This is a genomic window from Arachidicoccus rhizosphaerae, assembly GCF_900107765.1.
Classification (GTDB): Bacteria; Bacteroidota; Bacteroidia; order Chitinophagales; family Chitinophagaceae; genus Arachidicoccus; species Arachidicoccus rhizosphaerae.
Genome location: NZ_FNQY01000003.1, coordinates 286324 through 299676, shown reverse-complemented (window position 1 = coordinate 299676; position 13353 = coordinate 286324). Strand labels below are relative to the sequence as shown.

At 43.4% G+C, this 13353-nt stretch carries 10 protein-coding genes and 1 tRNA gene; 5 read left to right on the top strand and 6 right to left on the bottom strand.

Annotated elements, in window-relative coordinates:
- On the bottom strand, positions 1–210 hold a 210-nt coding region (locus tag BLU80_RS04775), incomplete at its 3' end, for a helix-turn-helix domain-containing protein (protein WP_211481744.1).
- A 415-nt stretch (positions 211–625) separates the two neighbouring features.
- Here BLU80_RS04775 and yidC point away from each other — a divergent pair.
- From yidC to BLU80_RS04760, 3 genes are all read left to right on the top strand, one after another.
- On the top strand, positions 626–2488 hold the full coding sequence (yidC, locus tag BLU80_RS04770; protein WP_091394223.1) for a membrane protein insertase YidC: 1863 nt from the start codon (positions 626–628) through the stop codon (positions 2486–2488).
- Between the two features lie 229 nt (positions 2489–2717).
- Positions 2718–4073 carry a pyridoxal-phosphate dependent enzyme gene (locus tag BLU80_RS04765; RefSeq protein WP_091394220.1) on the top strand — a complete coding sequence of 452 codons (1356 nt, stop codon included), beginning with the start codon at positions 2718–2720 and terminating at the stop codon, positions 4071–4073.
- Between the two features lie 17 nt (positions 4074–4090).
- On the top strand, positions 4091–4648 hold the full coding sequence (locus tag BLU80_RS04760; RefSeq protein ID WP_091394217.1) for an NUDIX domain-containing protein: 558 nt from the start codon (positions 4091–4093) through the stop codon (positions 4646–4648).
- A 38-nt stretch (positions 4649–4686) separates the two neighbouring features.
- On the opposite strand, the gene BLU80_RS04755 is transcribed toward BLU80_RS04760, so the two are convergent.
- The gene (locus tag BLU80_RS04755) at positions 4687–6000 is read right to left on the bottom strand and encodes a UDP-glucose dehydrogenase family protein (protein ID WP_091394214.1); all 1314 of its coding nucleotides are present in this window, start codon (positions 5998–6000) and stop codon (positions 4687–4689) included.
- Positions 6001–6291: 291 nt separating this feature from the next.
- Here BLU80_RS04755 and pepT point away from each other — a divergent pair, with 291 nt between their 5' ends.
- Together pepT and BLU80_RS04745 are read left to right on the top strand one after the other, a co-directional pair.
- Complete coding sequence (pepT, locus tag BLU80_RS04750; protein WP_091394211.1) at positions 6292–7539, top strand: peptidase T; 1248 nt, start codon at positions 6292–6294, stop codon at positions 7537–7539.
- A gap of 64 nt (positions 7540–7603) precedes the next feature.
- Positions 7604–7675: transfer RNA gene (locus BLU80_RS04745), tRNA-Arg, on the top strand.
- Between the two features lie 133 nt (positions 7676–7808).
- Here BLU80_RS04745 and BLU80_RS04740 read toward each other — a convergent pair.
- The 4 genes from BLU80_RS04740 to BLU80_RS04725 form a co-directional block, all read right to left on the bottom strand.
- Positions 7809–8609, bottom strand: coding sequence for a carboxymuconolactone decarboxylase family protein (locus tag BLU80_RS04740; RefSeq protein ID WP_091394208.1), 801 nt, complete (start codon positions 8607–8609; stop codon positions 7809–7811).
- 92 nt (positions 8610–8701) lie between these two features.
- Positions 8702–9523 (bottom strand): AraC family transcriptional regulator, encoded by an 822-nt coding sequence (locus BLU80_RS04735; protein ID WP_091394205.1) that lies wholly within the window; start codon positions 9521–9523, stop codon positions 8702–8704.
- Positions 9524–9665: 142 nt separating this feature from the next.
- Positions 9666–10436 (bottom strand): LexA family transcriptional regulator, encoded by a 771-nt coding sequence (locus BLU80_RS04730; protein WP_091394202.1) that lies wholly within the window; start codon positions 10434–10436, stop codon positions 9666–9668.
- A 237-nt stretch (positions 10437–10673) separates the two neighbouring features.
- Entirely contained in the window at positions 10674–13166 is a 2493-nt protein-coding gene (locus BLU80_RS04725) for a penicillin-binding protein 1A (protein WP_091394198.1), read from the bottom strand.
- Positions 13167–13353 lie beyond the last annotated feature (187 nt).

The following is a 13353-nucleotide window of genomic DNA, read 5'->3' as shown; positions in this document are numbered from 1 at the left end:
CCTTTCCCTTGTTTTATTCTCCGCTTTCGCTGCATTATATACTTTTGCACCAATCCCGCGTTGAGGAACATTTCTTTTCAATTCCCTGCTAATGGTGCTCTTATGGACCCCAATAATATCCGCGATTCTAGACTGCAAATATCCTTGCTCATGCAACGCTGCAATTGTGTACCTTTGCTCCAGGGTGAGCTGATTATATTTCTTTGTCATGTGGTAATAACAAAGGTAATTTTTTTCGGCTCTACCCGCCCGGGGTTCCGTTCCGCTTCGGCTACGCCTCCGCTACACTTCACCCCGGGCGGGTACCAACCCTGTTGCACTTATCATTTGAACTTGCGATATATATTACAAACAGTGCAACATGATTAGCTTTTAATAGAAAAGTTGTTACATATTAGAATCGTAAAATATAACTGGCTATTTTAAGTTTTTTCTGCCGCTGTTCTACCCACAGCGTAACTGATCAAAACACCCGAAACTAAATAATATAGACCCTTTGCCTAACCCTATTTGGCTATTTACCGAAAAGATAGCGGGATTGATTGGCATATTCTCTCGTGTTCATTACCTTTGCCACTCAAATTTTAAAAATACTAGGCTAGATTATCTTAGTAAATAACACTGAATGAAGACAGATAAAAATACCATTATCGGACTGGCGCTGCTGGGTATCTTGTTTATTGGCTATTTTGTAATAACCAGCAAACAAAAGGATGCCTATGAAAAAAGTCAGCAGCATATAAAAGATTCCATTGCGCTGGTGCAAAAAGCGATGGCTAAACCTGTTGATACTGCGGCACTTGTCCAGGACTCATTAAGCGCAGATTCACTGGCCCGCGTTGGCGCTGCCGGAAGTTTTACAGGAGCTGCCAATGGAACCGAACAGATCCAGGTGGTGGAAAATGATTTAATGAAAGTGACTTTTTCCAATAAGGGAGGTCAGATTCAGAAAGTCGAATTAAAAAAATATAAATCTTACGATTCAACCGGGGTTATCCTGGGAGGTGATTCCAATAGACTGGGTTATGCGATTAACACCTCCACCAATAGCTCCGCTCAAACCACAGATCTGTATTTTACTGCAGAGCCTGTTACCAAAAATCAGGACGGCAGCCAGGTTATTACTTATAAACTGACCAATGCAGCAGGACAAGTAATTGAACATCAGTTTGTTATCAAAAAGGATAACTATATGGTGGACTGGAATATCCTGATCAACGGCGCCCAGAGCCTGCTGACGCAAAATAAACTGAATGTCAACTGGGTCAATGTCTTGCACCGGCAGCAATTAGCGGTAAAATATGAAAAGGAACAATCCTATTTAGCTTATAGCGACAGCAAAAAAGGATATGATGATACCCGGGCTGCAAACGGCGCTAATGAGCAGTTTAAAAACGGGGTGAACTGGATGTCTTTTAAACAGCAGTTCTTTAATATGACCCTTTTGGCTAAAGGGGGGATCGCTTCCGGAACAGCGACCATGACTGCACAGCCGGGCGATGACGGTGACCCTTCCGTTAAACAGATTTTCCATGACACGGCTGCGCTGACAATTGAAGTACCGGCAACGGCTTCCGTAAACATACCCTTACAACTTTATTTTGGGCCTAATGATTATTATGTATTAAAAGCTTATGATAACGGCATGCATAATATGGTGGATCTGGGATCCGGTATTGACGCTTTTGCAAAATATGTCAACCGCTGGTTTATCATGCCCGTCTTTAATTTTATCGCCAGCTTTGTCAGCAACTATGGCTGGGTTATTATCCTGTTGACCATCTTTATCCGTCTGATTACTTCTCCGTTAACATATAAGAGCTACTACAGTAGTGCGAAAATGAAAGTGCTGAAACCGGAAATTGACGCACTAAAAGAAAAGTTCGGTAAGGATCAGCAGGGTTTTGCCATGGAGCAGATGAAACTCTTTAGGGAGGCAGGCGCCAATCCGCTGAGCGGGTGTATGCCGATGTTGCTGCAGATTCCTATATTTTTGGCCTTATACCGGTTCTTTAACTCCAGCATTGCACTCAGAGGTCAGAGCTTCCTGTGGGCAAAGGATCTGTCCGCTTATGATGCCATCATCCATTTTAACACCCATATTCCATTACTGGGAGATCACTTAAGTCTGTTTACCATTACTTATTGTGTTACCAGTATGTTTACCAGCATGTATAATATGAACATGTCTCCATCAACCGGTCAGAATCAGGCCATGATGAAATACATGCCTTATTTTATGCCGTTTATCTTCTTCTTTGTGTTTAATGGATTACCCTGTGCCCTGACCTTGTATTATACGGTCAGTAACCTGGTGACCCTGGGTATCCAGCTGGTGATTCAAAAATATATCCTGGATCATGATAAGATTCTGGAAGAAATCAACCTGAAGCGTAAACAACCCAAGCAAAAGAGTAAATTCCAGACAAGGATGGAAGCGATGCAGGAACAGCAAAAGAAAATGCAGGAAATGCGCAAGAAAAACTAATCCTGTCACGAAGCAAAATCTTGTTTTGCTTTACTGGGGGCAGGGATCAAAATAATCATAGAGGACGGTACTTTTCTTTCAGAAGGAGCACCGTCCTTTATTTTTTTGAGGATTGCTGGGCAGGGAAAAATATCTTTTAATGAGCTTTCTGTACTTTATCGATCTTGTTGTCAGTCGTTCAAAAAACTTAATGTAACTTTGTTGTATTATATCACTAATTTAATAGACTATGTGGCTGAACAGCATTTTAGAGACCATCGGTAATACGCCTATGATTGAACTGAATAAATCAGTTAAAGGACTGCCATGTAAGGTTTTAGCTAAAGTGGAATATTTTAATCCCGGCAATTCTGTGAAAGACCGGATGGCTATCAAAATGGTGGAAGTCGCTGAGAAAGAAGGCCTGTTAAAACCAGGAGGAACCATTATAGAAGGCACCAGTGGCAATACCGGTATGGGACTGGCGCTGGCAGCCATCAATAAAGGCTATAAATGTATTTTTACGACTACCGATAAACAAAGTAAGGAAAAAGTGGATATTCTAAAGGCTTTAGGGGCTGAAGTGATTGTCTGTCCGACCAATGTGGAACCTGAGGATCCGCAGAGTTATTATTCTGTATCCAGAAGGCTGGCACAGCAAACACCCAACTCTTTTTATGTCAATCAATACGATAACCTGGCCAATCGCCTGGCGCATTATGAACAAACAGGCCCGGAAATCTGGGAACAGACCGAAGGTAAAATAACCCATCTGGTGGTAGCCTCCGGTACCGGCGGAACAGTAACCGGCACCGGTAAGTATCTGAAAGAAAAAAATAAGGATATTCAGGTGTGGGCCATTGATAGTTACGGTTCATTGCTAACTAAATATTACCGTACCGGGGAGTTGGATACTAAAGAGGTGTACCCCTATATAACGGAGGGCATCGGAGAAGATTTTGTTCCGCAGAACTTTGATATGCAGTATATCGATTACTTTGAACAGGTAACTGATAAAGACGCCGCCATTATGGCCCGGAAAATCACCAAAGAAGAAGGGATTTTTGTGGGCTATAGTGCAGGCAGTGCCTTACAGGGGGTTTTTCAGTTAAAAGATAAACTGAAAAAAGATGACGTGGTCGTAGTGGTTTTCCATGATCATGGCAGCCGCTATGTAGGTAAAATCTATAATGACGAATGGATGATGGAAAGAGGGTTCCTGGAAGTTAAAACCCTGAAGGATATCATCAGCGGCAGAAAAGATAATAAGTTAATCGCCATTGACCCGGATCAAAGCGTGGTGGAAGCGGTTGAACTCATGAAAAAATTTGATATTGAAAATATCCCGGTAAAAAACGGTGAGGAATTTATTGGGTCCATCAGTGAAAGCGGACTGTTCCAGAAGATTTTTGCCAATCCCGAACTTAAAAATGAAAAGGTCAGTGCGGTAATGGAAAACCCGTACCCGATTGTTCCTATTGAAACGCCCATAGAAAAAGGCAGCCATTTAATCAGTCGGGAAAACGGAGCCATTTTAGTTTCGGATGAACTGGGCAATCACCATATTGTCACTAAATTTGATTTTATCCATAGTTTTGCCCAATAAAACAAATGTCCTCTCTAATGGCTGATTTACCCATACAGCGCAATCCCTGGAAAATTACGAAGGCAAAGCCCATTTATGACAATCCCTGGCTCCAGATTACAGAGTTTGATGTCATCAATCCGTCGGGAGGAAATGGCATTTACGGGAAAGTCCATTTTAAAAATCGCGCAATCGGTATTGTCGCACTCACCCGTGAAAACGAGCTCTACCTGGTAGGCCAATACCGTTTCCCCCTGGACCGGTACAGTTGGGAGTTACCCGAAGGCGGCGGTCCGTTTGACCAGACACCTTTGGAAGCGGCTAAAAGAGAATTGCTGGAGGAAACCGGACTGGTTGCCGCAAAATGGGAGGAGCTCCTGACAATGGACCTCTCCAACTCAGTTACGGATGAAGTCGCAACCATATTTATCGCTACGGATCTGGAGCAAAGAGCGCCGGAGCCTGAGCCCACCGAGCAGCTGATGACTTTGAAAAGGCCGCTCAGCCAGGTTTTTGACTGGGTGATGCAGGGAGAAATTACAGATAGTATAACGGTGGCCGCCGTCTTAAAATTAAAAGTCCTGGGGTATTGCTAAACCCAGGACTTTTAATTTGGTAAGGTGGTAATAGGCCCTTATTGGCCGATACCGTAATATGTAAAACCGGCCTTGGTTAACTGCACATCATCGTAAATATTTCTGCCATCAAAAACAACCGGATTATTCATTAAAGATTTTATTAGTTGCCAGTTGGGAAGCCTGAAGGCGTTCCATTCCGTTACCAGGGCAATGGCATCTGCCGCTTTCACGCAGTCATAAACATCTTCCGCCCAGATGACTTTGTCCTGTAAAAGTTTTTGAGATTCTTTCATGGCTTCCGGATCATAGACCTGTACTTTGGCTCCTGCCTGTAATAACGATTCGATTAGGACCAGTGCAGGTGCTTCTCTGATATCATCCGTATTGGGTTTAAAGGCAAGTCCCCAGACCGCGATGGTTCTACCTTTCAGGTTCTGATCGTAATGCCGTTGAATCTTGTCAAACAGGATTTGCTTTTGCGCATTATTGACAGCCTCCACTGCTTCGAGCAGCCTTAAAGGATAATCATAATCCTTGCCGGTGCGCAGTAATGCTTTGACGTCTTTTGGAAAGCAGGAACCGCCGTAACCAACCCCGGGATACAGGAATTTTTTACCGATTCTGGGATCTGCACCAATACCCGCTCTGACGTGGGAGACATTGGCACCGACCTTTTCACAGAGATTGGCTATGTCATTCATGAAACTGATGCGCGTGGCCAGCATCGCGTTAGCGGCGTATTTAGTCATCTCTGCACTGGGGATATCCATATAAAGGATCCGGTAGCCATTAAGTAAAAAGGGTTTGTACAGCGTGTCCATGGTTTCTTTTGCCCGGTCGCTGTCAATGCCTACCACGATTCTGTCAGGACTCATAAAGTCCTTGATGGCTGCGCCTTCTTTTAAAAATTCCGGATTGGAGACGACGTCAAAGGGTATGTCAATACCTCTTTGATCCAGTGACTGTTTAAGTGCCGCACGTACCTTCTCGGAAGAGCCCACCGGTACCGTGCTCTTGGTGACGACCACCGTATAATCCTCCAGATACTGACCAATTGAGCTGGCGACAGCCAGCACATATTGCATGTCCGCACTGCCGTCCTCACCAGGAGGCGTGCCTACTGCAATAAAAATAGCCCCTGCACCTTTAATGTTATCCTGCAATGCGGTACTAAAATGTAGTCTTTTACTCTTTACGTTGCGGTGTATGATATCTTCCAGGCCCGGTTCAAATATGGGAAGTATGCCTTGTTGCAGGTTATCGATTTTTTGCTGATCAATATCCACGCAGCAAACTTCCACACCGATATCTGCCAAACAGGCCCCTGTGACAAGGCCAACATAACCTGAACCTGCTATAACTACTTTCATGAACTCGTTTTTTTGTGTTGTAAAGTCCCTTGCAACTTGATGTAAGCCGGAGGTAGAACTACGCTGCCCAGAGAGAACCGCTGTCAGCGCCGTCCCTGGGGCAGCCTCTTACTTACTGAAGTTAAAAAGTTCCGGCAAGATAATACATCCTTTTTAAGCTTTTTTAGAAAAAAAGCATAATTGTGCGGGGAGTACCTGCGTAAACGGAACTGAATGGTTAAAAATACGCCTATCCGGCCACTGCACTGCTAATTTTTTGTACTTTGTGCGCAAATCAGATTAATTAATATTATGGCTAGTCAATATAACTATACCGTCTCGGAGCGTTTTTTACGTTATGTCAAAATAGATACCCAAAGCGATCCGGATAATGCCGCCTTTCCTTCCTCAGAAAAGCAAAAGGATTTAAGTAGGCTGCTTGTACAGGAACTGCTTGAAATAGGGGTAAAAGACGCCGCAATGGATGAAAACGGCTATGTGTATGGTACCATTGAAGGGAATACCGATAAAAATGTACCGGTCATCTGTTTTTGTTCCCATGTGGATACGGCGCCCGATTGCTCTGGCACCGACGTTAAGCCGATTGTTCATGAAAATTATAATGGTCAGGATATAATCTTGCCGGATGATCCGGATCAAATCATCCGCATGGAGGATTATCCCTATTTAAAAACGCAACTGGGAAAATCCATCATAACAGCCAGTGGCAAGACGCTGCTGGGTGGCGATGATAAAAGCGGCGTAGCCATTATTATGGATATGGCGCATTATTTACTGACGCATCCGCAGCATCCCCATGGCACCATAAAAATATTATTTACTCCGGATGAAGAAACAGGCCGTGGCACGGAAAAAGTAGATCTCAAAAGGGTAGGCGCTGATTTTGGTTATACCCTGGACGGAGGTGAACTTGGCAGTTTTGAGGATGAGACCTTTAGCGCGGATAGTGCTAAAATGACCGTCCATGGTATCATTGCCCATCCCGGGTATGCAAAAGGGAAGCTGGTGAATGCACTGAAAATTGTGGGAGAAATTCTGGCAGCACTACCTAAAAATGAATTCAGTCCGGAAACCACCAGCGGTAGAGAAGGATTTGTGCATCCGGTCAAAGTGGAAGGCATTGCAGAAGCGGCCTCCATTGATTTTATTGTCAGGGATTTTGTAACGGACAACCTGCAAAAACATGAGGCAAGACTTAAGCAGATCGCTCAGAGCGTTACGGGAAAGTATCCCGGTGTAAAAATGGATTTTACCGTTAAAGAGCAGTATCGTAATATGAAAGAAGTACTGGATAAGTATCCACAAGTGGCTCAAAATGCGATTGCAGCTTATAAAAATCTCGGAATAAAAGTCATCAATGAACCGGTCCGAGGGGGGACGGATGGCAGCAGACTTAGTTTTATGGGATTTCCCTGCCCCAATATCTTTACGGGTATGCAGGCCATTCATAGCCGCCATGAATGGATTGGCATAGAAGATATGCATAGAGCCGTAGATGTACTGGTGGAGTTGACAAAAGTATGGGAAGAAAACGCTTAAAATAGCTGAAAATACAATTCTAGCGATTATATTTGCATCCCGGCAATGCAAACCGGGATGATCAGGCCTCGTAGTACAATGGATAGTATATGAGTTTCCGAAGCTCCAGATCCAAGTTCGATTCTTGGCGAGGCCACACACAGCGCTGATTACATTGATAATCAGCGCTGTTTTATTGCTATTTGACCATAAAAAACGTTATTTATTGCTTATATTTGTATCAAATTGGTATCAAATCTATCTCATTTTTCCAGAGTTTACGGCGCATTTCAAGCTTTGATTTTCCGTTCACTAAGGACCTCCTTTAGTATATTCATCGCGTTTATCGTAGCCGGAAAACCAGCATAAACGGTCATGAGTAAAATAATTTCCTTTATTTCATTTTCGTTCAGACCGATATTTATTGCTGCCTGGATATGAAACTTTAATTGGGGTACGGCGTTACCCAGTGTAGCCAGCGCTGAAATAGTTGCAATCTGACGATATTTTTTATCCAGATTATTTCTGGCATATATGTCCCCATAAGCATACTCGAGGGTAAAAAGAATTAATTCAGGAGATATCGATTCAAAATTATCCCGCAGTATCTGTTCCTGAATTGGGTCCAGCAGCGATAGTTCTTGAGCGCCTTGCTGGCCTCTGTCTTTATAATCACTTTGTTCATAGGCCATACCTTCAAGGTCAATAATACCCTGACCCTGACGTTCATTCAGCACTTCGCGCAGTGTATTCATCCCACAGATGCATTTTGGAAAACCTGCATAAACAGACATCTGCAGTATAATTTCCTTGACCTGACAGATAGTAAGACCGGTATTTAAAGCCGCATTCAGGTGTACTTTTATTTCCGGGACGGCTCTTTGTGCAATCAAGGAAGATAACGCAACAATTTCCTTTGATTGGTTGTCTAAAGATGTCAGGCTATACACGGTCCCAAATGAATATTCGATAATAAAACGGCTTAACTCCGGTGAAATATCCTTTAATCCGTTTATCACTTTATTTCCTGCTTCGCCATCTATTTGCTGCAGTTTATCCCAACCGCGCACAAAACGTTCTGATTTTGTCATTTGTCCATAATTTGAATATTGACAGGGGCGTCAATATAATGAATAATAAGGCCCCAAAATTAAAAGAGACCATGACAAAGAGGGTAGGACTTTCAGGGTTGTTTTCGGTACTTTTTCAGGAAATCAGAAGGAGAAAAAGTAGTTTTCTTCCTGAATATACGGGCAAAGTATGAGGGGTCTTCAAATCCTAAACCATAAGCTATTTCGTTTATATTATGTTCGGAGTATATGAGTTGCCGTTTTGATTCCGTTATTTTAGCATCCAGAATAAATTGTTTAACGGATATTCCGGTTGATTTTTTACATTGATGATTGAGCTGCTCTTCCGTAACCTGCAGCAGGTGGGCGTATTGCGTGACCGTGATAAGATGCGGGTTTTTAGCGATCATACTTTGTAAGGTTGTAAGGGTCGGACTTGTGAAACTGGCCTTTAATGGCTGATTTTCGGAGTTTCTTTTGATCAGACCATATAAATAAGCAATCCCGGATTTTATAAGGGTTACGGATAACGCATCGCTGCGTTTTTGTTCTGCTATCAGATGGATGAAAATGTTTTTGAAAAAGGGAGCTTCTGCGCTCAGATCTAGATAGCAGCAACCTGAATCTAGCTTCAGTTCCAAAGCCAGTGCTGCATCAATCATCAGCACATAGCCTTTACTATTTTCGGCGTAATCCCAGTTATGTATCTGCTTGGGGTTGACTAAAAATATTCGGCCGGGTACTATGGCATATTCCTGAAAGTCGATGACATAAAACCCGCTTCCCTGCGTAAACCAAACCGCCGTATAAAAAGCGTGTCGATGCGGCCAGTCGATTTCGGGGGCGTCCGGCGTATCTTCAAATGTTCCGATATAATAAGGGATGTGGTCTAAGCTGGAGGATAGCAGATCCCGGATGGCGTATTCTTTTAACATAGTATGGAACTCATCAGGTTCTTAGTGGATAGATAGGTAACCCTAACCGAGCTGCTTTTGCAGACCATTTGGAAAACCATCGCGCTCACAAAAAAACGGATATCGTTTGCTGATATCCGTTCTTAAAAAAAGGTTTTGTGTCTTAGCTGATTTGTTTTTTTAAGGAAGCCACTTCCTGCTGAAGGTTGTTGACTACTCCTGCCAGACCAGCCATCTGTCCTACGTCCCATCTTTGATGTTTATCAATTTTGGTGATAATCATCTGGGCTTTCCAGATTTCCATAATATCAATGGAATCCAGATTATAGGGCTCGTAAATAGGATTGTCACTCACCAGTGTGACTTGCTGATCCTTGGTCTTATTATTACGGACAATTCTTTTATACACAATGCCATTGGATCTGGAGACCACGATATAGGCATTATTATTTTTGACATCGTTTAGATGTTCTACTTTCTCGCCCACTACAACACTGCCACTTGGGGTAGGCAGCATGCTGTCGCCCACGATTTCAAAGGCACGGTAAAAACCAGGAGCCAGCATGGGAAGCGTGAAAGTATTGAGTTCATCTAAAAATTCATTATCCTCATAACCCGCCAGATATCCGGCAGCGGCTTTCACAGGGACAAACTGGACTTTTGCTTCGGTGGTACTGGCCATCATTAAGGCGCGCCGGCGATCCAGATAAGTGCCTTCTCCGGGTTGATCCAGATCTTCCAGAAAGAGCTCGTCGAGGCTTAATTTAAAAATCTGACCTATAGCGGTAAGTACATCAATGCGAGGCTCAGCACGGCTTTCCTCGTAGGCTCCGATCAGGGAGCGTTTAATACCCAGTTTATCAGCCATCTGCGCCTGTGTCCAGCCACGCAGCTTTCTCAGATATTTTAGATTTTTACCAGCGTATGTCGTCATGTTTGTAAGTTTTAGAAGTGAACACTAATACGATTAGTGCAATTTACTAAGTATTGACATTGCTCCCAAATATTTTGGAGTTTTTTTCGAATAAAAAACTAAATATTTTTATTTTGCTCCCTATTTTGCAAAAAATCCGAAGATCGGATTAGATGAATGTCTAATGATCTTCGGATTTTTCTTTTTATAAATTATTGATTAATAATTTATTGTAATGATATAAATGTATTTCAGCTTTTATTTTCCCTTATCCTTTCCGCCGCCAAAGATTTTTCTAAAAATCCCCTTTTTTTTTGGCTCTTCTTTCTTGGGGGCGGGCATGACGGCCTTTGCTTTGGTTTTCTTTCCGGAGGAGCTTCCGCCAATTAAAGGAACATCATTCTGATCCTGGCTGTTGACATTGGTGTCACTCTCCGGACCAATTTCCTGAGGTTTGAGCCCGGGTTGATTTAAAATCGTATTCTGGATACTGTCCGTGCTGTCTTTTATGTCATGGGCCCAGTCATAAATAATGGATTCTGCCGGATTGGCACTTCCCGGGTTAAATCTTTGGCTGCTATTCAAACCGGCACTTTTATCCGCATAGGCTTTCTGGAAAAAATAAGCCCAGATAGGCAGCGCCAGCGAAGAACCCTGGCCGATGGCCGTGCTGTTGAAGCGGATAAAACGGCTGTCGCAGCCAGTCCAAATGCCGACTAATAATTGTGGCGTAAAGCCGATAAACCAAGCGTCACTATTGTCGTTGGTTGTACCGGTCTTACCTGCGATTTCACCGGGAATATCATAGCTGGCCATTCTTCTGCCGGTACCATAGTCAATAACATCCTGCATCATGGATACCAGAGAACTGGCCGTAATATCGCTGATGACCTGTTTGCGTTTAGGTGTGCTGGTAAATAATATATTATGATGCGCATCTTCAATTCGGGTGATGATCATGGGTTGCACCGTAAAACCTCTGCCCGGGAACATGGAATAGGCTTCCATCATTTCATACAAAGAGATCTCACCACTACCAAGGGCAATGGAAGGATAGGGGTCTATTTTGGAGGTAATGCCACAGGTCTTTAGAAAATCTACAAATTTCACCGCACCTTCATTTCCGTTGGGCCCCATCTGTTTCATGATATAAGCCGTGGCACAGTTACGGGATTCGGCCAGGGCCTCACTCATGGGCATCGTTCTACCCGTACAGGTAGCACCGGTAGCCGGTACATTGCCATAACCTTTAAAATATTGCTGAACATCTTCTACGGGTGTGCTGGGGGTAAAACCGCCCTGCTCAATAGCCATACTATATAGCAGCGGCTTGATGGTGGAACCTACCTGTCTTTTGGTATTGATATTGACGTGATCAAACTTATAGGTCTGAAAATCAATACCACCGACCCATGCTTTTACTTCTCCGGAAATAGGATCCATTGCCATCACACCTGCCTGCAGCATTTGTTTGGTGTACTTGATGGAGTCATAAGGGGTCATGACCGTATCTGTTTCCCTTTTACTGTTCCAGGCAAAGACTTTCATTTTAGTTTTTACATGAAAGGACTTTTCTATATCGGCATCACTCATGCCGTTTTCTTTGGAAGTCCTCCAACGGTTGGAGCGTTTCATGGAGCGTTCAACAGTGATCTCGTGGCCTTTCCATATACTCCCGTCTTTGACATTTTCCTGCGCATTGAGCAATTTCTGCATTGAACTCATGTTTTTGGAAACGGCACTCTCTGCATAACGCTGCAGGTCCGGGTTAATGGTGGTATAGATTCTAAGGCCGTCTCTATATAGATTATAGGTAGTGCCATCGGGTTTTTTATTGGCAGGGTCCGCACACCACTGTTTAAGCTGACGAATCAGTTCGGTCCTGAAATAAGGCGCCAGCCCATTGGAATTACTCATCTTATGGTAGTTGAGCGTAATGGGCTCTTTTTTAATCTTTTCAGCATCTGCTGCTGACACAAAACGGTTACGCACCATCTGATTGATCACAACATTGCGGCGTTGCAGTGCCCGGTCCATATGAATGCGTGGATTATAGGCGGTGGATGCTTTCAGCATCCCGATTAAGACGGCAGCCTGGTTGACGGTCAGCTCGGAAGGATTGACCTGAAAGAAGGTCCTGGCTGCATTTCTGATGCCATATACATTATCCCCAAAGGGCACCGTGTTTAAATACAAGGTGACAATTTCATTTTTGGTAAAATTGCGTTCCAGCTTAATGGCAATGATGGATTCTTTGAGTTTTTGTATGATACGGATAAAGGCGTTACGCTTATAGTCGGTAAATAGATTTTTTGCCGTCTGCATGGTTATTGTACTGGCGCCGCCGTCCCCGCCTAAGGAGAAAAAGGCCCGGGCCAAAGAACGGGGATCAATACCGCTATGTTGATAGAAACGTTCATCCTCTGTCGCAATTAAAGCCTGGATCACGTGCGGGCTGATTTGTTCAAAAGAAACATTGATTCTGTCCTCTGAATAGATTTTCCCCATTAATGTCCCGTCATCCGCAAAAATCTGGCTGGCTTCTGAGGCATTCGGGTTTTGTAGCTGTTCGATGGAGGGCATTTCTCCCAGCAATCCATAATTGGCCATGGCAATGATTAAACAACCACCCAGTAGGCCCGCAAAAAATATAATCCATAACAGGCGGACGACTTTGTTTTTGGGTTTGCCTGCTGGTTTACTATTTGCACCGGATTGGTTACCAGCGCTTGACTTATTTTGCTGCGTCATGCTTTAATTTCTTGTTCTTAATATTGGATCTTTCAAACAAAGCATACCATGCTTTTAAAAGATACTGCTTTTTGCTACTTTATCAACTGCTACTATTAATCAAAAATTGAACCGATTGCCATTATTATCCGCTTTTTTATGCAGGCAGTTGGCATGGGCAGTTTTTGACTGACTGGTCAAAAATAAT